Annotated in this window: 20 protein-coding genes; 10 read left to right on the forward strand and 10 right to left on the reverse strand. The window is 49.2% G+C overall.

Features of this window, described 5'->3' with window-relative positions; genetic code table 11:
* Positions 1 to 178: 178 nt before the first annotated feature.
* The gene (locus AB1757_27285; GenBank protein MEW6130763.1) at positions 179 to 1,363 is read right to left on the reverse strand and encodes an ArgE/DapE family deacylase; all 1,185 of its coding nucleotides are present in this window, start codon (positions 1,361 to 1,363) and stop codon (positions 179 to 181) included.
* A 316-nt stretch (positions 1,364 to 1,679) separates the two neighbouring features.
* Here AB1757_27285 and AB1757_27290 point away from each other — a divergent pair, with 316 nt between their 5' ends.
* Both AB1757_27290 and AB1757_27295 read left to right on the forward strand, forming a co-directional pair.
* A complete protein-coding gene (locus AB1757_27290) occupies positions 1,680 to 2,171 on the forward strand; it encodes a roadblock/LC7 domain-containing protein (GenBank protein MEW6130764.1) in 492 nt (163 codons plus the stop codon).
* Between the two features lie 82 nt (positions 2,172 to 2,253).
* Positions 2,254 to 2,847 (forward strand): GTPase domain-containing protein, encoded by a 594-nt coding sequence (locus AB1757_27295; protein MEW6130765.1) that lies wholly within the window; start codon positions 2,254 to 2,256, stop codon positions 2,845 to 2,847.
* A gap of 116 nt (positions 2,848 to 2,963) precedes the next feature.
* On the opposite strand, the gene AB1757_27300 is transcribed toward AB1757_27295, so the two are convergent.
* The 5 genes from AB1757_27300 to AB1757_27320 all read right to left on the reverse strand — a co-directional run bounded on the left by AB1757_27300 (position 2,964) and on the right by AB1757_27320 (position 8,058).
* Positions 2,964 to 3,233, reverse strand: a complete 270-nt coding sequence (locus tag AB1757_27300; GenBank protein MEW6130766.1) for an acyl carrier protein — start codon at positions 3,231 to 3,233, stop codon at positions 2,964 to 2,966.
* A 46-nt stretch (positions 3,234 to 3,279) separates the two neighbouring features.
* The gene (gene fabF / locus AB1757_27305) at positions 3,280 to 4,524 is read right to left on the reverse strand and encodes a beta-ketoacyl-ACP synthase II (protein ID MEW6130767.1); all 1,245 of its coding nucleotides are present in this window, start codon (positions 4,522 to 4,524) and stop codon (positions 3,280 to 3,282) included.
* Between the two features lie 88 nt (positions 4,525 to 4,612).
* Complete coding sequence (locus AB1757_27310) at positions 4,613 to 5,830, reverse strand: aminotransferase class I/II-fold pyridoxal phosphate-dependent enzyme (GenBank protein ID MEW6130768.1); 1,218 nt, start codon at positions 5,828 to 5,830, stop codon at positions 4,613 to 4,615.
* Positions 5,831 to 6,037: 207 nt separating this feature from the next.
* A complete protein-coding gene (locus AB1757_27315) occupies positions 6,038 to 7,186 on the reverse strand; it encodes a serine hydrolase domain-containing protein (protein MEW6130769.1) in 1,149 nt (382 codons plus the stop codon).
* Positions 7,183 to 8,058, reverse strand: a complete 876-nt coding sequence (locus tag AB1757_27320; protein ID MEW6130770.1) for an RNA methyltransferase — start codon at positions 8,056 to 8,058, stop codon at positions 7,183 to 7,185. The genes AB1757_27315 and AB1757_27320 overlap by 4 nt, the downstream gene beginning before the upstream one ends.
* Positions 8,059 to 8,354: 296 nt before the next feature.
* Between AB1757_27320 and AB1757_27325 the strand changes: the two genes are divergently transcribed.
* The 4 genes from AB1757_27325 to AB1757_27340 are packed head-to-tail and all read left to right on the forward strand — an operon-like array spanning position 8,355 to position 13,023.
* A complete protein-coding gene (locus tag AB1757_27325) occupies positions 8,355 to 10,655 on the forward strand; it encodes an APC family permease (GenBank protein MEW6130771.1) in 2,301 nt (766 codons plus the stop codon).
* Positions 10,656 to 10,684: 29 nt separating this feature from the next.
* Positions 10,685 to 12,013 carry an AAA family ATPase gene (locus tag AB1757_27330; protein ID MEW6130772.1) on the forward strand — a complete coding sequence of 443 codons (1,329 nt, stop codon included), beginning with the start codon at positions 10,685 to 10,687 and terminating at the stop codon, positions 12,011 to 12,013.
* 1 nt (position 12,014) lies between these two features.
* A complete protein-coding gene (locus AB1757_27335; protein ID MEW6130773.1) occupies positions 12,015 to 12,563 on the forward strand; it encodes a hypothetical protein in 549 nt (182 codons plus the stop codon).
* Between the two features lie 13 nt (positions 12,564 to 12,576).
* Positions 12,577 to 13,023 (forward strand): GatB/YqeY domain-containing protein, encoded by a 447-nt coding sequence (locus tag AB1757_27340; protein MEW6130774.1) that lies wholly within the window; start codon positions 12,577 to 12,579, stop codon positions 13,021 to 13,023.
* 106 nt (positions 13,024 to 13,129) lie between these two features.
* Here the strand turns inward: AB1757_27340 and larB are convergent, their stop codons facing one another.
* A complete protein-coding gene (gene larB, locus AB1757_27345; protein ID MEW6130775.1) occupies positions 13,130 to 13,879 on the reverse strand; it encodes a nickel pincer cofactor biosynthesis protein LarB in 750 nt (249 codons plus the stop codon).
* A gap of 254 nt (positions 13,880 to 14,133) precedes the next feature.
* Between larB and AB1757_27350 the strand changes: the two genes are divergently transcribed.
* Positions 14,134 to 14,577 carry a CBS domain-containing protein gene (locus tag AB1757_27350; GenBank protein MEW6130776.1) on the forward strand — a complete coding sequence of 148 codons (444 nt, stop codon included), beginning with the start codon at positions 14,134 to 14,136 and terminating at the stop codon, positions 14,575 to 14,577.
* A gap of 43 nt (positions 14,578 to 14,620) precedes the next feature.
* Here AB1757_27350 and AB1757_27355 read toward each other — a convergent pair whose 3' ends face one another.
* Both AB1757_27355 and AB1757_27360 read right to left on the reverse strand, forming a co-directional pair.
* Positions 14,621 to 15,028 carry a cupin domain-containing protein gene (locus tag AB1757_27355; GenBank protein ID MEW6130777.1) on the reverse strand — a complete coding sequence of 136 codons (408 nt, stop codon included), beginning with the start codon at positions 15,026 to 15,028 and terminating at the stop codon, positions 14,621 to 14,623.
* 33 nt (positions 15,029 to 15,061) lie between these two features.
* Positions 15,062 to 15,514: a rhodanese-like domain-containing protein gene (locus AB1757_27360; GenBank protein MEW6130778.1), complete on the reverse strand. Its 453-nt coding sequence runs from the start codon at positions 15,512 to 15,514 to the stop codon at positions 15,062 to 15,064.
* A gap of 398 nt (positions 15,515 to 15,912) precedes the next feature.
* Between AB1757_27360 and AB1757_27365 the strand changes: the two genes are divergently transcribed.
* Positions 15,913 to 17,211: an amidohydrolase gene (locus AB1757_27365; protein ID MEW6130779.1), complete on the forward strand. Its 1,299-nt coding sequence runs from the start codon at positions 15,913 to 15,915 to the stop codon at positions 17,209 to 17,211.
* Between the two features lie 48 nt (positions 17,212 to 17,259).
* Here the strand turns inward: AB1757_27365 and AB1757_27370 are convergent, their stop codons facing one another.
* Positions 17,260 to 17,967, reverse strand: coding sequence for a hypothetical protein (locus AB1757_27370; protein MEW6130780.1), 708 nt, complete (start codon positions 17,965 to 17,967; stop codon positions 17,260 to 17,262).
* Between the two features lie 187 nt (positions 17,968 to 18,154).
* On the opposite strand from AB1757_27370, the gene AB1757_27375 reads away from it, so the two are divergent.
* Together AB1757_27375 and AB1757_27380 are read left to right on the forward strand one after the other, a co-directional pair.
* On the forward strand, positions 18,155 to 18,949 hold the full coding sequence (locus AB1757_27375) for an alpha/beta hydrolase-fold protein (protein MEW6130781.1): 795 nt from the start codon (positions 18,155 to 18,157) through the stop codon (positions 18,947 to 18,949).
* A 127-nt stretch (positions 18,950 to 19,076) separates the two neighbouring features.
* Positions 19,077 to 19,697 carry a class I SAM-dependent methyltransferase gene (locus AB1757_27380; protein MEW6130782.1) on the forward strand — a complete coding sequence of 207 codons (621 nt, stop codon included), beginning with the start codon at positions 19,077 to 19,079 and terminating at the stop codon, positions 19,695 to 19,697.
* Positions 19,698 to 19,822: the final 125 nt, after the last annotated feature.

The following is a 19,822-nucleotide window of genomic DNA, read 5'->3' on the forward strand; positions in this document are numbered from 1 at the left end:
AGAAAAACAGATAAAAATAGATTGGCAATTTTCCATAGAGTCTGCAAGAAGCAAATTGAACAGGCATTATGAGAAGGTCAATGCAGACAATCAGAAATATAACAAAACTTAAAAAACGGTGTACTAACCTCAAAGTAGAAGATTGAACTTCATATATCTCTTAAAGCTTGATGCACGGTTATTCAAGCTCAGACACTTCCCCGAAAAAATATGCCTCAAGGGTTTCGGCATAGAGCAGCGAACCGAGCAGGAGTTCGTCAATGTTGACGAATTCATTGGGCACATGCGCGAGTTTTTCGTCGCCCGGATAATGCACCACCGAGGTGATACCCGCGAAAAAGAGATTTTTTGCCACCGTGTTGCCACCGAAAGTTTCATAGCGCATTGGTAAATTCAACCGTTTTGCCGCCGCATCGAAACTTTGAATAATCACCGAATTTTTATCCGACAGGTGCGGCTCGGTTTCATGCAATATTTTTAAACTCAACTCGGCATCGGGCGAACGATGACGCACGAGCGCCGCTTTCTCCTCAAGTTTTGCCAGAACATCGGCTTTTGCGATGCCTGCGGGCAAACGAAAATCAAGGGTGGCGCGGGCAACCGGTGGAATGGTATTGGTCGAAACGCCGCCTTGAATGGTGCCGACATTCATCGTCCAGCCATCAAATGCTTTATCGAAATTCGCGCCTAAATCGAGCGTCTTGATTTCGCCAATCCATTCGGCAAGCGGCACGATGGCATTGCGTCCGAGTTCAGGCGTCGAACCGTGCGCTTGAATGCCGCGACTCTCTAACTCGACCCAGAGAATGCCTTTTTCGCCATAAATCGATAAATCCATGCGCCCGCCATCGGGAATAATCGCGACATCGAATTTCAAACCGCATTCTTCAACCAGATAAATAATGCCTAACTCTGACCCCATCTCTTCATCGGCGGCGGCAATCAGATAAATGGTGCCGTCGAAATCCGGGTGTTCGGCAAGAAACGCTTTGCAGGCTGAATAAGCGCAGGCAAACGACCCCTTATCATCGAGCGTGCCGCGTCCGAATATTTTGTCTTCGATAATCGTCGGTTCAAAAGGCGGCGTCTGCCAAAGGTCTAGCTCGCCCGGTGGCACGACATCCATATGCGACACGAAGCCGATGGATTTTTTGCCGTTGCCAAGCTTGCCAACCACATTGGTGCGCCCCGGCGCTTTTTCATAATAAGAAATTTCCATGCCGAGTTTATTCAGACACTGGGTGACTATGGCTTTGCAGAGATATTCATTACCGGGCGGATTGGTGGTATCGACGCGCACCAGTTCACAAACGATGCGGACGATTTCTTCGCGGCTCAGGTGTCGGGCAAATTTCGATTCCATAGTGACGCTCCAAGAATAATTTTCGAGTGTCAAGGATGATACCTTCCGTCACCTTGACCATCAAGAAACCCTAATAAAAATCGGGCGATTTCGCACTTATAATTTACAAAACAAAAACTGTTGTCAGTGGTTTGACGCTGTGTTATAACGAAGCTACCCTCATTGATGCCCCTTTCAGGTCACGCATACGGGTTCTGAAATCCGCAACAGTTCATCAAGCCGGCAGTGGGGAATAAGCTGTTGCAGAGTGAATGGTTCAAGGTGACTAGAATTCCGGCAACGTCCCATTACAAATTGAAATGATTGAGGAGAAGCGATGACGACTCCTGTCGTAATGTACGAAGAAGAGTACGCACTGTTAAAAACGGTTATCTCTCGTCTGTGCGTAGATGCCAATGCAAAATTTGTCTTTCTGGTTGACAAGAACGGTCAACAAATCGCCTCATATGGCGAGATGACCGACCTCGATACCACCAGCCTTGCCAGTTTAACTGCCGGTAATGTTGCAGCCACCGATGGTCTGGCAAATTTGATTGGTGAACGCGGATTCCCCGTGCTTTCGCACGAAGGCGAAAAAGAGAATATCCATATTTCCATCGTCGCCGGTCGGGTTATTCTGGTGGTGATATTCGATGAACGGTCGAGCCTGGGACTGGTACGTCTCAGGGTCAAGCGCGCATCGGGCGAAATGAACCAGATTTTTGAAGCCATTGACGCAAAAGTTACCCGTGAACGCGATATGGGATTTTCGTTCGATTCGCCTTTTGCGGAAATTACCGAAGACGATATTGACGCTCTGTTTAATTAAACCCGTAACCCTCAGCCCACAAAGGTTCGTTGCCCCTGTAGCAAAGAATACTGATAGTGAATAGAGAATAAGGAATACAGCCGTGACGTTCATCAATTACGCATCGCGAGAAATCAACTGCAAAATTGTCTACTATGGTCCCGGGTTAGGCGGCAAAACGACCAACCTGCAATACATTTATGATTCGACCGCCGCCCAATCCAAAGGCAAACTCATCAGCCTGGCTACTGAAACCGACCGCACATTATTTTTCGACTTCTTACCGCTCGACCTCGGCACCGTGCGCGGTTTTAAAACCCGTTTTCATTTATACACCGTTCCCGGACAAGTGTTTTATGACGCCAGCCGCAAGCTCATCCTCAAAGGGGTTGATGGCGTGGTCTTTGTTGCCGATTCGCAACGCGAACGCATGGATGCGAATATCGAATCGCTCTATAACCTCGATGAAAACCTCAAACAACACGGCTACGATTTAATGAAGGTTCCTTATGTGTTGCAATTCAACAAACGCGACCTCGCGAATGCAGTGACTTATGATGAACTCAGAAAAGAATTGTTACGCAAAGACGAACCGATTTTTGAAGCGGTAGCCAATAAAGGCGTGGGGGTTTTTGACACCTTGAAGGCGGTTGCTAAACAGGTGTTGATGGAACTCAGAAAAGGTAGCGCCGGTTAATCACTGCAACTTCATCAATGTGGATAAATCCGGCAGGCATTGGTAAGAGAATATTTTTCAATTTGCTTAGAGGCGGTCTTGAGCCGCCTTTAATTTTTCGGCGAGTTGAATGTTGGTTAATTGCGCACTGACAAGTGATCGTTGACGCCTCTGACGATGTCACCGACGGTCAGGAAATTGGGAATCGCTTCATCGGGAATTTTTATTTTAAAGGCGTCTTCCAGACGTAAGGCGATATTGAGCGCATCGAGTGAATCGGCACCCAAATCTTTCATAATATGAGTGGTCGGTTCCAGTTTGCTTCGATCAACACGCAATTCGGCAACGATAATTTCCTTCACAGTCTCCTCAATCGCAGCAACGCTTTCTGTAGCCTCTCTGGTCATCTTTCGGTTTTTCCTTAATTGATTAAATTTGACAGCGATATATTGCCTATGAAGTGTACGCTCGCGCAACAAGAACTGCGTTATTGCCGCCAAAACCGAACGAGTTCGATATGGCGGTGCGCTTCCCTGCTCTCTGAAGCATCGGTCTTGCCCCATCCGTCACATAATCCAAATCACATTGCGGGTCGCGTTCTTCAAAATTTATCGTTGGCGGCACCATTTGCTCTTTTACCGCGAGCGCCGTAGCGATGAATTCGACTGCCCCCGAGGCGCCCATCGAATGACCGAGCATGGATTTAATCGAACTGATGGGAATCTCATAAGCCCGGCTGCCAAATACGCGCTTGATGGCTTCGGTTTCCGAAGCATCATTCAATTTTGTCGCCGTGCCATGGGCGTTGATGTAATCAATTTCGGCAGCACTGACCTGGGCATCCTGCAAGGCTTTCAATATCGCCTGGGCTTCGCCTTCCGGGTCAGGGAAAGTGATGTGCGCAGCATCTGCGGTTGAGCCGTAACCGAGCACTTCTGCGAAAATCGTCGCGCCGCGCTCAAGCGCATCGTCCAAACTTTCCAAAACCACGATGCCCGCGGCTTCGCCTAAAACGAATCCGTCACGCGTGGCGCTAAACGGGCGACAGGCGCGTTCAGGCGTTTCATTTTGCGTCGATAACACCCGCATATCTTTCCAGGCGTCCATCACCGACGGAATGACCGGCGCATCCGCTCCGCCGCAAATCATGCGCTCGGCCTGCCCATAACGAATCATATGCGCGGCGATGCCGATGGCGTTAGCGCCCGACGAACAGGCAGTCGTCACCGTAATATTGGGACCGCGCATTTTGAAGCGCATCGAAATATTGGCTGCCGAAGCGTTATACATGGATTTCGGAATCGCGATGGCTGAACGTTTGCTGCGCTCATTCAATAAAAATGCCTGATAAAAATCTTCGATGGAGCTTTGCCCGCCAAACCCGGTTCCCAAAATCACCCCGGTAGCGTAATTGTTAATCTGTTCTTCAGTGAGCCTGGCTTCGCAAAGCGCCAGTTTGGTGGCGACGATAGACATCTGCGAAACCCGGTCGAGGCGCGACATTTCGCGTTCATCAAAAAAATCCGCAGGCTTGAAATCGCGACACACCGCCGCGATGCTGGTTTTAAGATTCGCGGTATCGAATGCTTCAATACGCGAAATCCCGCTACGCCCCATAGTGAGTGCCGACCAGAAATTTTCGCGACCGACACCAATCGGCGAAACGATTCCAATGCCTGTTACAACAACTCTTTTCATATGTGTCTGGAGTCTGGAGCCTGGAGTCTGGAGTCAAAAGCCAGCTAACCGTTCTGACTCCAGACTCCAGGCTCCAGACACTCGACTCTTATTGAATGACTCCTAATTTCTTGCCTACCCGATGCATTGCCGCAAATAATTGTTCCGCCTGTTCATCTGTATGCGTCGCCATACAACTGATTCTGATTAAGCCATGCGTCACGGCAGGAGGCAACACGGGATTGGTATAGATATTTTCTTCGTTCAGTAAATCGAGAAAGAAACGGCAAACCAGCGATTCATCGCCCAGCACCACAGGAATAATCGGGGTATTGCCTTCTAACAGTTTAAAACCGAGGCGGGTAAATTCTCTGCGAATTTTATCGCCCATCGCCTTGACCCCCTCGCGGCGTTCGGGTTCGCGTCTAATGATTTCAATAGCTTTTAAAACTGCCGCGGCATTGGCAGGCGCAAGTGACGCCGAATAAACGAATGCCCGGCTGTGATGCTTAATAAATTCGATGACTTCGCGTTTGGCAGCCACGAAGCCGCCTATCGAGGCAAAGGATTTTGAAAAGGTTCCCATCACAATATCAACCCGGTCTTCGACGCCGAAATGTTCGGCGGCTCCCCGACCATGTGCCCCCAACACCCCGATACCATGCGCTTCATCAACATAAACCCGCGCGCCATATTTCGTCGCCAGACTGACGATGTCGTGCAAATTGGCGATGTCACCTTCCATTGAAAAAACACCGTCCACAACAATTAAACGCCCTTCGTCGGGCGCGAGGCTTGCCAGGATATTTTCCAAATCCTCCATATCGTTGTGGCGGAATCTGAGAGTCCTGGCAAACGAGGCAAGGCATCCGTCAAGCAATGATGCGTGAATATTGCGGTCGGCAACAATCACATCGCCGCGCCCGGTAATGCTGGAAATCGCGCCCAGATTGGTTTGAAACCCGGTGCCAAAAACCAGCGCCGCTTCACGATTCATAAATTGCGCGAGCTGTTCTTCGAGTTCGACGTGAAGATTCATCGTGCCATTGAGCATACGCGAACCCGAACAACCGGTGCCGTATTTTTCTATCGCTTCACGGGCAGCAGCTTTCACTTCCGGGTGGGTGGTCAAGCCGAGATAGTTATTCGAGCCAAACATCATAATGCGGCGTTCGCCCATCATGACCTCGGCATTGCCCGAATCCGAACCGCTGGTAAATTCCGTGAAGTAAGGATACAACCCGACCTCCCGGAACTCATCTGGCTTGGTATAGCTTATGGCTTTTTCAAAAACATCTTTCACGCCTATGCGCGCCTGTCGCTGCATAAAGCACGTCCTCTCTCGCTTAAAAGTTATTCTCTTCCATGTATGATCGAAGGGCTACACAAAGATTCTTTCGAGTCGCTGCATTATAACGAAAAATCGCGACACGGCAAAACAAATCGCAATAGCCAAAAGTTCAACCAAACGCCATGAAAGCGTCGCGCGCTGCGCAGAAAAACCCGCATCAACCTCTGCTCACTGGCGCAAACTCTACTGCGCCATCCTTTCCAACGCTTCAACCGCGAGTGAATTAAATTGCTGGCGCGCCTGCTTCATGCCTAAATCGCGCACTTGCGGATGTACGCGATTGGTGAGCAAGACAAAAACCCGCTTGCGCTCGCCATCAAGCCATACGCTGGTTCCGGTAAAACCGTTATGCCCGAAAGCTTCGGGCGGCAGCCGCTTTCCCGCCGAACAATCCGAAGTTGAAGCCAGCATCCAACCCAGTGAACGGTCATTGCTGCCGCCGGGTGAATAGTTGGTTGAAAAATACTTAAGGGATTCGCTTTTTAATAATTGGCTACCCGGAAGAAATTGATTGGCAATCACCCATACTTCACGCGCCGTTGAAAACAGTCCGGCGTGTCCCGCAACGCCATCCATGAAATACGCATTGCCGTCATGCGCTTCGCCCCAGATGAGTTGTTTTCGCTTGAGCGGTTGCGGCGATTTTTCAATCAAGGTTTTATCCGGCAACCGACAGAGGAATTTCTCGGCTTTGACGGTGGCGCGCTCATGCATTTGTCCGAGTTCGGTTGCGGCAATTTGCGATTTGAGTTCAGGCGGCGGATGAAACCTGGTGCGCCGCAGATTGAGCGGCTCAAAAATTTCTCTGTGGGCAATGACGTCAAGTCTCGCGCCCGCGACACGCTCCAGGACAAATCCGAGCAGAATGAAGTTCAAATCGCTGTAAACGGCTACCGGAGCCGATTTCGTGTCACGCGCAGCATGCGAGATTGCCGCGACCACATCGTTTCGACTTCGCGCTTCCAGATACAGGGGTCGCCACTTCTCAAGTCCCGATGTATGGGTGAGCAATTCTTGAAGCGTCATCGCCTGTTTATCGGTGCCAAGCAATTCTTCAAGGTAGCGGCTCGCCTCGGCGTGTAAATCGAGCAAGCCGCGTTCTGAAAATTTGACCGTCAGTAAGGTGGTCACCAGCGGTTTGGTAAGCGATGCCAGATCGTAAATCGTCTCAGTGGTTGCGGCAATTCGTTCAGGCGTCAGTACGGCAAACCCCAGCGCCGCATCTTCGATTATCTTACCGCGTTCACCAATGACAAATTGTGCGCCGGGAAAAGTGCCGCGCGCGATTTCGCTTTTTAGGAATGCGTGGATTTTTGCGAAAGACTGATTCACGGTTTTTGGGAAATTTCCTGATTTTTCGATTTAAAAGTGAACTGGCGCTGGCGCGCCGCTTCATAAAGCAGAACCGTGGCGGCAGCGGCAACATTAAGCGATTCGATGCCTTCCGCCATCGGGATGTGAGCGAAAACATCTGCCTCGGTGAACAGCTCTTCGGATACGCCGCTCGCTTCGCGACCTAAAACAAAAGCCGAAGGTGTAGTGAAATCAACCTCCGTATAAATTAAAACCGGCTGTGCTTTCGTGACATCTTCGAGCAGGGGTTTAGATTTAGGTTGAGCGCGCGTCGCCACGATTTTCACGCCCCGCGCTTTACAGGTTGAAATAATCTCTTCGCGCGCAGCGCCGGTCACGATAGGCAACCGAAAAACCGAACCCATCGACGCGCGCAGGGCTTTCAGATTGAACGGGTCAACGGTCTGACGTGTGGTGACAATGCCGCTTGCCCCTGCGGCTTCGGCGGTGCGAATCATGGTTCCCATATTGCCCGGGTCTTGCAAGCCATCAGCAATAATGATGAGCGAGTTGTCAGCAAACACATCATTCAATTCAAAGTACGGGCGAGAAACAATGGCGACAATGCCTTGCGGGGTTTCGGTGTCAGCCATGTGTTCGAGAATCGGTTGTGGCACCAGCGCCGCGCGACAACGAACATTGAGTAATTCATCCTGCAAATCGCGCCCGCGTTCGCTGCTCTCAAGCGCCAGGGAATAGGCAACGCTTTCAAAATGCGCACCGGCGCGGATGGCGTCTTCGACTAAACGGATACCTTCGATGAAAAGTAAGTGGCGTTCATTGCCGGCGCGCACCTGACGAAAGCGTTTCACCAGGGGATTTTGTTTGCTTGTAATTCTTTCGATTAACATCTTGTCATCAGGTTATTGAGTTAACCAATTCGCACTATAGCACAAGCACAACTAAAGCAAATGGTCAGCCACTGGGCTTGTCATATTTTTTTCTATGCGCCGTCATTTCCGCGCCTGTAAGGATGCGTTATCATCAAATCGATGAAGATTTTTCATAGAAAAATCGCGGCAACATCGCTTGACAATAATTTTCAGCGGGGTATTGTTATCCACTTGATTAGATTCTTGCCAACGAATTCATTTAATTTCCCGAATGAATTCGCGTCATGTCCCTGAAAGAAAAATGTGAGTCAAAGATGGAAATTCCACAAACGAACAAGCGTGTGAAGGTTGTCGTTGCAACATCGGTCATGTTGTCGTTTATTTCGTTTTGGCGCGCCGCAGCGATTGTTTTAAACGATTTAGGTTCATCAGCCTTTTATGCCGGGGGGATTGCCGAAAAGTTTGTCGGCAAATCCGCGCCGTGGTTCATTCTCGGCGTGATGCTTTTCAGTTTCGCCGTGCGCCTGCTCTACATCGAATCGTCTTCGATGTTTACACGCGGCGGCGTCTATCGCGTCGTTAAAGAAGCCCTGGGAAGCACCATGGCTAAGTTGAGCGTCTCTGCCCTGATTTTCGATTTCATTCTGACGGGACCGATTTCAGGAGTTTCTGCCGGGCTTTATTTAGCCGGACTGACCGAAGAAGTGCTCACCTTGATGGGCTATACCTATCACCTCAACAAAAATTTTCTGGCGATGACCTTTGCCATCATCGTTACCTTGTATTTCTGGTGGCGCAATATCAAAGGCATTCATGAATCATCCGATGATGCGTTGAAAATCATGTACATCACCACAGCGATGGTGGTGATTATGATTTTGTGGAGCGTCATCACACTGATTGATCGCGGCGGCGTGTTGCCGCCATTGCCATTGCCGCAAAACCTCAACTTTTCGGCAGAGGCGCTCGGTTGGTTTAAACCCTTGAAATGGTTTGAAGCCAGCGGCGACAGTTACAAAATCGTTGATAATGCGCCCGGTTTTATTACGCTTTTCGGCGTCACCATCGCTTTCGGACATTCCATTCTGGCGATGAGCGGCGAAGAGACGCTGGCGCAGGTCAACCGCGAGCTTGAATATCCCAAACTGAAAAATTTATGGCGCGCAGCAATTGTCATATTTATCTTTTCGCTATTGTTCACCTCGCTGGTGTCATTTTTCGCTTCGGCAATCATTCCCGATAACCTGCGCGGCGGATATCTGGATAATCTGATTGCCGGGTTGGCGATGAATTTTTCCGGGCCACTATATTTGAAACTGCTCTTTCATGCGTTTGTCGTACTGGTCGGATTTTTAATGCTGTCAGGCGCGGTCAATACCGCTATTATCGGGTCGAACGGCGTTTTAAACCGTGTCTCGGAAGACGGTGTGCTTACCGACTGGTTTCGCGCCCCGCATAAAAAATTCGGCACCACCTATCGCATCATCAACCTCATTGCCATCTTGCAACTGGTTACCATTATCGCGTCCGGCGGCGACATCTTCTATTTAAGTGAAGCTTATGCCTTCGGCGTCATCTGGAGTTTTTCATTCAACGCGGTGGCAACCCTGGTACTCAGATTTAAAAAGCCCGAAGGTCGCGAATGGCGCGTGCCATTGAATTTGCGAATCGGCAAAGTTGAAATTCCGATAGGCGTGATGATTGTAACCGTCGCGCTTTGTTCGCTGGCTTTAACCAATCTCTTTACCAAAGAGATTGCCACCAAATGGGGGGTCGCGTTCACGGTTGCATTTTTCATTGTGTTTACGGTGTCCGAACGCATCAATCGCCGCAAACAAGACCGCACGATTGCCACCCTCGATCAATTTCAATTGCAACAAAGCGAAATCGTCGATCAGGAGGCGGTCGGCACGCGACCCGGAAATGTGCTGGTGGCGGTGCGCGATTTCAACACCCTTGAACATCTGGTGAGGGCTTTGGAAAAAACCAATACCGAAGAGCAGGATATCGTAGTGATGACCACCAGACTCGTTGCAGGTCCCGACGGCGCTGACCGTGACGTTTATGATGAAAATCTGTTCACCAGTTATGAACAAAAATTATTTACCCGGGTCGTCGGGCTTGCGGAAAAACATGGCAAGCCGGTGGATTTAGTCGTGGTTCCGGCAACCTCTGTATTCGATGCCGTCGCGCAAACCGCTTTGCAACTCGATTCGGCGGAAATCGTCGCCGGGGTTTCCAACAAAATGACTGCGCAGGAACAGGCGCGCCAACTCGGTCGGTCGTGGGAATCTTTAGGCACTAAACCGCGCCGTCAGGTCTGTTTCCGCATCGTCGGCGCCGAAGGCGAAGACCATGTGGTATATCTTGGCGCGCACGCCCCCGATTTAACCGAAGAAGATTTGGCATTGATTCATAAACTCTGGTTGAAAGTCAGTAATATTCCGAGCCGCAAGCGTGTGCATCATCGCGATGTGGTGCGCGTTGCGCTCAATCGTTTAGAACGCGATTTGCGCGTGCCCACCGATGTGATGCTCGATTTTTACAAACTTGAACAAGGCAACGGCAACGGTAAATCCAAAGCCAAAGATGATGGTGAGGCTCAGGCGAAATAACAGTTCACTGGTGATAAAATATCTCAGCCATGAATAGAAACGGGAATTCAAAAAAACCGAAAAAAAGACAAGCCGAAACGGGCATCACTAAAATCACCGTGTGTGGCTTCAAGTCTATTAACCGCGAACAGAGCATAGAGATTAGACCCCTCACCATACTTGCAGGCGCGAACAGTTCAGGCAAATCCAGCATTATGCAACCGCTTCTGTTGTTGAAACAAACTCTCGAAGCGACTTACGATCCGGGACCTCTTCTATTAAACGGGCCTAACGTGAAATTTACATCTGTTGAGCAGTTTTTTTCTCGCTTTGGAAACAGTCAATTTAATGACTCCTTCAAAATAGGAATAAAAGTCGAACAAAATCACATTCTGAATTTGCAATTTGAAAAGCATAAAAAGGGCGGAGTAAGCGTTAAGAAAATGTTTTGTAAAGATAATGAGGACAGTATTACATTACAACGCGGGATGAGTGAGAAGGATATTTTATCAATTCCCTTGGTGAAAAAGTTTGAAGAGCGCTTTTCAGAAGAGGAATTCAAATGGGAAGTAACTAATGATCGTTGCTTTTTGGAATTAAAATACAGTTCACAAGAAGATGCTATCCTGCCTCTCTACTTTTCTATATCAAAAATAGATTCCGAGGTACAAAAGACCATTCACTTGCCTGGGCTGAGAGGGAACCCGGAAAGAACTTACCTGGTGACGGGTGTCGGATTAGGCTTTTCGGGCACATTTGAAAACTATACAGCAAGCATTATTGCGCGTTGGCAAATTGAAAAAAATCACGAAAAGCTTGCGAAGCTAAGCAAGGATTTAGAACGGCTGGGATTGACTTGGAAAGTTACAGCAAAACAAATCAACGATGCGCAAGTTGAAATACAAGTTGGACGCCTGCCCCGTGCAGCCAAAAGTGGGGCAAAAGATTTGGTCAATATTGCCGATGTTGGTTTTGGTGTGTCCCAAACTTTACCAATGCTGGTTGCACTCCTAGTTGCAGAACCGGGTCAACTGGTTTATATCGAAGAGCCGGAAATCCATCTCCATCCACGCGCACAAACGGCACTTGCGCAAATCATTGCTGATGCCGCTATTCGTGGGGTTCGCGTGGTCATCGAAACCCATAGTCAATTATTGCTTATGGGCATTCAAACTCTGGTTGCTGAAGGCAAGCTGGCGAAAGATTTGGTCAAGCTTCACTGGTTCACCCGACGTGATGATGGTTCTACAGACATTAACAGCGCCGATCTTGACGAATCAGGAGCTTTTGGTGATTGGCCCGAAGATTTTGCTGAAACTTCACTTGAAGCGCAAAGTCGTTATCTTGATGCAGCTGAACAGCATCTATTGATAAATTAATATGCCGAAGAAAACTTCAAGGCAACTGGTTATCGATGCCTCTGTCGCACGTGCTGCTGGAGGCGAAGAGACGCAAAACCCAACTTCAAAAAATTGCCGGGGTATTCTCATTGCAGTTCTCAAGATATGCCACCAAATTGTCATGACCTTAGAGGTGTACGAAGAGTGGAGAAAACATCAATCAAACTTCGCCAATGAATGGCGAGCTTCTATGGTTGCGAGAAAAAAGTTACACATTGTTAGAAACACTGAAAATACTGACTTGCGATATAGGATTGAGGAGACAGCCAAAAAAGCTCGCGATAGAAAAGCAATGTTGAAAGATATACACATGATTGAAGCCGCCTTAGCTTCAGATAGAATCGTTATATCGCTTGACGAGATAGTGCGTACTTTATTTAGTGAGGCAAGCCAAACGGTAAAGGAATTGAAAACTGTCGCGTGGTCGAATCCAGATAAAATTGATGATCATTGCCTTAACTGGTTAGAAGAAGGCGCTAAACTTGAAAAGAAAAGATTATTAGGATTTTCGATTCAAGATCAAGGTTAAAATTGGAGTATTTATGTCTATCGTAGAACAAATTGATAAAGATATGATTGCCGCAATGAAGGCGAAAGACAGTGAGCGGTTGGGCGCTTTGCGAATGGTCAAGACGGCGCTCAAGTTGCGCAGCACTGAAATCATGAAGCCTGTGGATGACGCCGAAGCGGCAAAGGTTTTAACTACGCTTCTCAAACAGCGTCGTGATGCCGCCGAACAATTTCGCGCAGGAGGTCGCGCGGAACTCGCCGACAAGGAAGACCGCGAAGCGAAAATCATTCAGGAATATTTGCCCGCATCGGCAAGCGAAGAGGATTTAGCGAATGCGGTTGCCGCCGCAATCGCCGAGACCGGGGCTTCTTCGATGAAAGATATGGGCGCGGTGATGAAAGCCGCGCGCGCCAAACTCGAAGGCAAAACCGTTGACGGAAAACTACTCAGCGATCTGGTGAAAACCAAGCTTTCCTGATTTGGTCATTAGTCATTAGTCCCTGGTCATTGACAAAGGAATTTAAAGCTACCGGCAATCCATCACAGAAAGCCAATGACCACTGACCAAAGTCGAATGACAAATTTTATTTTTTTCGATTAATCAAACTCGCCACGAACCCTGCGCCAAATCCATTATCGATATTCACTACCGCGACATTTGAAGCACAGGAATTGAGCATCCCCAGAAGCGCCGCTACGCCGCCAAACGATGCGCCATAGCCGATGCTCGTCGGCACGGCAATCACCGGAACCGAAACCAATCCGCCGACGACCGACGGCAGCGCGCCTTCCATCCCTGCGACTACGATAATCACCCGCGCGTCGGCAAATTCTTCGCGGGCGCGAAACAGGCGATGAATGCCGGCGACGCCAACATCGTAAATACGCGCCGTGCGATTGCCCATCGCCGTTGCAGTAATTGCCGCTTCTTCGGCAACCGGAATATCGGAAGTGCCCGCAGAGATGACCGCAATCACCCCTGCGCCGCGTTCCGTCCTATCGCGCAACACGGAAATCATTCGCGCTTGGCGGGAAAATTCGGCTTCGGGCGCAAGCTTGAGAATTTGTGTAAAGACCGCTTCATCGGTTCTTGAAATCAACAGATTGTGACTGTTGGCAAGAATGCGCTCGGCGATTTGGCAAATCTGTTCTGCGGTTTTGCCCTGCCCAAGGATGACTTCGGGAAAGCCAATGCGCAATTCGCGGTGATGGTCTACGCGGGCAAAAGCTAAATCTTCATAAGGCAGGTTGGTTAATTGATTGGTCGCTTCTTCGACGTTTACTTGTCCCCGGCGCACGCTTTCCAGAATCGCTTTGATTTGCTCTTTGTTCACCGCTGTAGTTTAGCATATGCCAAACCATTCGAGGCGGCGTGAAATTGACAACCTCGACAATCAATGTTTAGATTTTGCCATCAGGTTCAAACGGGTTTCCGCACTTTTACAAACGCTCTTTTAATGCAACAGTGAAACGATAAACTGCAAACCGGTCGCGGTTTTTGCGACATTCCCTAATCTCCGGCAAAAGCTGCTCGACCTTGATTTCAATCTTTTTGCAAGCCCTGCGTTGTAGGGCGGGAGGTGCGAACATGAAAACGCTCGGCGCAATCGTCAAAGATTCCAAAAGAGATTTGTACACCGTAGCGGCGGATGCCTCTGTGCAGGAAGCCGTTGAGTATATGGTTTCGCGCAATGTCGGCGCGGTCACGATTGCTGAAGGCGACCGCATCGTCGGATTGTTTTCCGAACGCGATTTGATGAAACGGGTCATTGCCCGTGGACTCAACCCCAAAGAAGTACGGGTTCGCGAGGTGATGACCGTCGAACTGATTACCGGCAGCCCTGATGATTCGCACGAAGAGGGCATCAGCAAAATGCGTCAAGCCAACAGTCGTCATTTGCCGGTGCTTGAAGGCAATCGCTTTTTAGGATTGGTTTCCCTGCGCGATTTGCTGCTCGTCGATGTTGATGAAAAAGCCGATGAACTGAGAATGCTCAATACCTACATTCACTATGTGCCGCCGGGAATGTAGAAATTGCGGATTGCGGATTGCGGATTTTAGAAAGCTTCGCGATTTAAAAATTGTCAATCGCTACAGGTTTATCTTCCTTGATTTCATCTTCGTAAAAGAATGCCGGACCGCAGGCGACCAATAATCTGATGGGTTCATCGCCGATATTTTTCAACCTGTGTCTTGCCCCGCGCGGAACATAAATCGCATCGCCCGCGCCGACTTCCCTTTCTTCATCGCCCACCGTCATCAAGCCTTTGCCTTCGATGAGGTAATAAATTTCTTCGAGTTCGCGATGGTGATGCGCAGTGACGGCAGCGCCCGGCGGCAATAGCTCTTCGGCAAGACTGCACTGCGTAATCGTTGAAGTCGTGCGGTCAATGAGCGGGCGAAGCGCGCTGCCATGCGCGGTTTCAATGATGCGAGCCTGATTGCGATTGACGATTATCATCTTTGGTGAAAGGTATGGCATCGTTCAACGAAGAAGCAACGATGCGATTTTGGTTTACTGTTTTTGTTCGGTAGCGCCGGCGGCTTGTAACCACGCCGCCCAACCGCCTTTTAAGGCTTTGACATTTTTATAACCGAGTTGAAGGAGTTTAATCGCCGCACCGGCGCTGGTGTGTTCGCTCGGTCAGGCGCAATAGAGAATGACCTGTTTGTTGCGCGGAATCTCCTTCAAGTGGGCTTCGACCTGGTCATAAGGAATTTGCAAGGCGCCGCGAATTTTATCGCTGTAGGTATCAAGCGCCCGCACATCGATAACCACAAACGCGCCTTTCTTTTTCGCCATCAATAAAATCAATTCATCAACCGAAATGCGCGGCACCGCTTCGGGGGCAATTTCTTTGGTGGCTTGGGCTGTCGCAGAAGTTAAGGCTTTCGTTGCTTTGGAATGGGCAAAACCGGCGCTGCTGATCAATAACAGCAGCGACAAAAGCCAGACAAATTTTTTCATTTTAATTTATGCGCTCCTTAAATTGTCTTCGGGAAATGAGCATTTTGCCATACACAAAGATGAGATAGCCAGTTACCGCGTTCACCGGAGCAGCAAAAAATCGGGAAGTTTCTACAAAAATGCCAATGAGCCAGGTATCAATGAACATTCCCGGCGGATATTGCCGATTAAGCGGATTTGCGCAAATAGCTCCTGGTCAAACCAGTTCACAAATTTCATATCAGCAAACGATGTTGGCAGTTGAACATCCGCCTTCATCCGCCGGGAAATCAACATTGAAACTTTGAGCAATGATTGTCCCTTGAATCATTTTGCATTGACGCCCATCGTTGACACTGCTGATAAATTCAAGTATCTATCTCGCGCCAACTTTTTCATCAATTAATCGGAGAACTCTCATGAAACAAAGCATCGTTCTTGCTCTGGTCTTTTTACTTACGTTTAGCTCTTTTGCCGCCAATCAACCCTTAAAGAAAACTTCTGCTGAAACACGCGAACAGCAAATCGCCCAAGCCGTTGAAGCCTCGAAAGCCAAACTCATCGAAACGCGCCGCGATTTTCACATGCACCCGGAACTCTCAAATCGCGAAACCCGCACCGCACAGGTCATTGCCGAACGCCTGCGCGCCCTCGGCTTTGATGAAGTGAAAACCGGTGTGGCGCATCACGGCATCGTCGCTTTACTGAAAGGCAAAAAGCCCGGACCCGTGGTTGCCGTGCGCACAGACATGGATGCGTTGCCGATTCAGGAAACCCTCGATGTACCGTACAAATCGAAAAACCCCGGCGTCAAACATGCCTGCGGTCACGATGTTCATATGACTGTCGAACTCGGCGTTGCCGAAGTCTTGTCGAAGATGCGCGAGCAAATTTCCGGCACTATTAAATTCATCTTTCAACCCTCTGAAGAAGGCGCGCCGACCGGCGAAGAAGGGGGCGCGAATTTAATGATTAAAGAAGGCGCTCTGGAAAATCCGCGCCCGCAAGCCATCTTCGGATTGCATACCATGCCGAGCATCGAAGCCGGGCAAATCGCTTATCATTCGGGCGCGGCAATGGCGTCATCCGACCGCGTTTTGATTACCATTCGCGGCAAAAAATCGCACGGCGCGCAACCCCACCTCGGCGTCGATGCCATCGTCGTTGCTGCCGAATGTGTCACCGCTTTGCAAACCATTCGCAGCCGTCGCACAGACCCGCTCGACCCGCTGGTTTTAACCATTGGCACGATTCATGGCGGCGACCGCTACAACATCATCGGCGACGAAGTGAAGATGACCGGCACCATGCGCGCGCTCAGCGAAGAAACCCGCAAACGCGCTCAGACTTTGATTCGCGAAACCCTCGCGGGCGTCACCTCATCCTATGGCGCAACTTTCGATTTGCAATTCGATAACCCCAACCCCGTAACCTATAACGACCCGGCGCTCGTCGAAACAACTTTGCCGACGATTCGCCGCATTGTTGGCGCGACCAATACGATTGCGCCAAAACCGTTTATGCCTGCCGAAGATTTTTCTTATTATCAGCAAGTCGTCCCCGGCTTCTTTTATTTTTTAGGCGTCGGCAATAAGGCGCGTGGGATTACTGCGGCGTGGCATACGGCGGAATTCGATGTTGATGAACAATCATTGGTCGTTGGCGTGAAAGTGATGGCAAATGTCTTGCTCGATTATTTAGACCGCCATGCGAAATGAAAAGCAGGTTGAGTGCTCACTGAGGTGGACACTCAACCAATCATAACTTTATTTTCGCTCAAGAATGGGGGTGGGAAAATCTTTGAGCATCTTCCAGATAATCGTTAAGCTGCCGTCGGCATCCTGACGAATCACGCGGAAAGCAACCAGTACATCCGATTGATGATAATCAATGGAACGCAATACATAAGTGCGATTGACTCTTGCTCCCACATAACGGCTGTAATTAAAACCTTGAACGGCAATCCCGGTTCCGCTGATGTGCTGTTGTTCGCGCGCCTGTGGTTCAGCGGTTGGCGCATTGAAATTCGCTAAGAATTCGACTGCCGGATGCGTGAGGGTTATTTCATCAAGCGGCACATCGCCAATCATGGTAATGAAACCGAAACCCGCACCTAAAAATCCTGCCTGAAGTCTTCCTTGTTCCAGACTGATGTCCGACCCATTACCGTATTCATGAACCAACCTCGTAAACGAATAGTATGCGCCGCCTTCACGAATCAATAGTTTGTCTCGATATTTTTCTCTCGGCATCAAGCGAAACATGCCTCTGTCGGATTGAGCAAGAAACTCAGCGAAAGCCGCTTTATCTTCTTTTGCAGGTTCGAGAAATTCTCTCTCTTTTTCTCTGATTTGTTGTTTCAAAGCCTCGATTTCTTGTTCGAGTTTGGCGCGGTCTTGCGCAATTGCCGCAGTTGATAACCCGAAAGCCAAAACCAGAATGGGTAAAATTGGAAGGTGACGAAAACGCATCATAAGACCTCCTGAACATTGTAAGGTTGGAAACTTTGAACCGCTTCGGCATTGCGCCGAATAAATCGCGGCAAAATGCTAACGCGGATATATCCATAAATCAATTCATTGCAGGCAATCTCACGTTGATTTTAGGTGCGCCGGTTTGTAGAGTAATCGCGCAGTGAAATTCAACGACCAGGAGCGCGTTATGTTCCGTTATAAAAATCTCCTTTTCACTTTAGCTTTCTTAACGGTCTCGGCAACGGCGATACACGCGAAAAGCGAAACCGGTTTTTTAAATCGCACCGCAAAAATCGGCGCGAATGAATATCGCTATCAAGTCTATTTGCCGCTCAACTGGAATGCGAAAAAGAAATTGCCCGTTGTGCTTTTCCTGCACGGCGCAGGTGAACGCGGAAGCGACGGCATCATTCAAACCGAAGTCGGCATCGGCACCGCTGTGCGTCGTTACACAGACCGCGCCCAATGCCTCATCGTCTTTCCGCAATGCCCGAAAAATCGCTGGTGGAGTGAACCCGAAATGCAAACGATGGCGCTTAAAACCCTTGAACTCGCCAGCAAAGAATTTAACGGCGACGCGACGCATACTTACTTAACCGGGCTTTCGATGGGCGGCTACGGTTCGTGGGCGATTGCCTCGGCAAATCCCAATAAATTCGCGGCGATTGCGGTGATTTGCGGCGGCGTTCGACTTCCGCAAAGAATCGCCGATCAACTGAAAATTCCGGCAACCGACGGCGAAGACCCGTACACCCCGGTTGCGCAAAAAATCGGCAAAACCCCGGTGTGGATTTTTCACGGCGCGGTTGATGCCGTCGTTCCGGTGACCGAATCGCGCAAGATGAACGAAGCTTTGAAAACCACCGGCGGCAACGTCAAATACACCGAATACGAAGGCGTCAATCACAATTCGTGGGAAAAAGCTTACGCTGAACCGGAATTCTTCAACTGGCTGCTCGCGCAAAAACTGGAAAAGAAATAGGAAAGGCAAAAGTAAAAAAAACAAAAGCAAAAAGTAAGAAGGCAAAAATGACATTTGTAATTAACGCTTTATAAATTCCGAACTTTTTACTTTTGCCTTTTTACTTTTGCCTTTTGCCTTATTCATTATGGGCATTTACGCAAAATATATTTTTCCGCGTCTGCTTGACCTGACGCTCAATAATCCGCAACTCGGCAAATACCGGCGGCGCGCGCTCGCGGAGGCAAAAGGCAAGGTGCTTGAAATCGGTTTCGGCACCGGCTTGAATTTGCCTTACTATCCCGAAGCGGTCACGCAAATCACTGCGATTGACCCCGAAAGTATGCTCGCCAGGCGCGTCGCCGAACGCATCGAAAAATCCAATGTGCCGGTCGAATTTTTTCAACTTAATGCTTCGGGACATTTGCCTTTCGATGATGCAACATTCGATTCCGTGGTGACGACCTTTACGCTCTGCTCGATTGAACACGTAGATGCGGCGCTTGCCGAAATGCGTAGGGTACTGAAACCCGAAGGGCAGTATATTTTTTTCGAGCACGGGCGCAGCGACGACGCAAAAACCGCCCGGCGGCAAGACCGGTATAACCCTCTGCAAAAAATCGTCGGCGTCGGTTGCAATATGAATCGCAAGATTGATGCGCTTATCGAAGCGAACGGTTTTACCATCACCAACCTTGAACGTTTCCTGATGCCAAAATCCCCGCGCATCCTGGCGGAAATGTACAAAGGCACCGCGCAACGTTCGTAAAAATTTATACCTTTTGTTGAATTCCTCCCTTCAAAAACGATTTGCCACAAAAGAGCACAAAGGTACACCAAGTGCCTTCGTGAAACTTCGTGCCTTGGTGTCTTTGTGGTTTTTATCCGATTGCG

The organism is Acidobacteriota bacterium (assembly GCA_040754075.1).
Classification (GTDB): Bacteria; Acidobacteriota; Blastocatellia; order UBA7656; family UBA7656; genus JBFMDH01.

Bases quoted from the DNA above. Each gene is read 5' to 3' on its own strand.
- AB1757_27355 (MEW6130777.1), bottom strand. From the start codon at position 15,028: ATGCCATACCTTTCACCAAAGATGATAATCGTCAATCGCAATCAGGCT.
- AB1757_27370 (MEW6130780.1), bottom strand. From the start codon at position 17,967: ATGATGCGTTTTCGTCACCTTCCAATTTTACCCATTCTGGTTTTGGCT.
- AB1757_27365 (MEW6130779.1), top strand. From the start codon at position 15,913: ATGAAACAAAGCATCGTTCTTGCTCTGGTCTTTTTACTTACGTTTAGC.
- AB1757_27290 (MEW6130764.1), top strand. From the start codon at position 1,680: ATGACGACTCCTGTCGTAATGTACGAAGAAGAGTACGCACTGTTAAAA.
- AB1757_27380 (MEW6130782.1), top strand. From the start codon at position 19,077: ATGGGCATTTACGCAAAATATATTTTTCCGCGTCTGCTTGACCTGACG.
- AB1757_27340 (MEW6130774.1), top strand. From the start codon at position 12,577: ATGTCTATCGTAGAACAAATTGATAAAGATATGATTGCCGCAATGAAG.
- AB1757_27320 (MEW6130770.1), bottom strand. From the start codon at position 8,058: ATGTTAATCGAAAGAATTACAAGCAAACAAAATCCCCTGGTGAAACGC.
- AB1757_27375 (MEW6130781.1), top strand. From the start codon at position 18,155: ATGTTCCGTTATAAAAATCTCCTTTTCACTTTAGCTTTCTTAACGGTC.
- AB1757_27350 (MEW6130776.1), top strand. From the start codon at position 14,134: ATGAAAACGCTCGGCGCAATCGTCAAAGATTCCAAAAGAGATTTGTAC.
- AB1757_27335 (MEW6130773.1), top strand. From the start codon at position 12,015: ATGCCGAAGAAAACTTCAAGGCAACTGGTTATCGATGCCTCTGTCGCA.
- AB1757_27330 (MEW6130772.1), top strand. From the start codon at position 10,685: ATGAATAGAAACGGGAATTCAAAAAAACCGAAAAAAAGACAAGCCGAA.
- AB1757_27325 (MEW6130771.1), top strand. From the start codon at position 8,355: ATGGAAATTCCACAAACGAACAAGCGTGTGAAGGTTGTCGTTGCAACA.
- AB1757_27310 (MEW6130768.1), bottom strand. From the start codon at position 5,830: ATGCAGCGACAGGCGCGCATAGGCGTGAAAGATGTTTTTGAAAAAGCC.
- AB1757_27285 (MEW6130763.1), bottom strand. From the start codon at position 1,363: ATGGAATCGAAATTTGCCCGACACCTGAGCCGCGAAGAAATCGTCCGC.
- AB1757_27300 (MEW6130766.1), bottom strand. From the start codon at position 3,233: ATGACCAGAGAGGCTACAGAAAGCGTTGCTGCGATTGAGGAGACTGTG.
- fabF (MEW6130767.1), bottom strand. From the start codon at position 4,524: ATGAAAAGAGTTGTTGTAACAGGCATTGGAATCGTTTCGCCGATTGGT.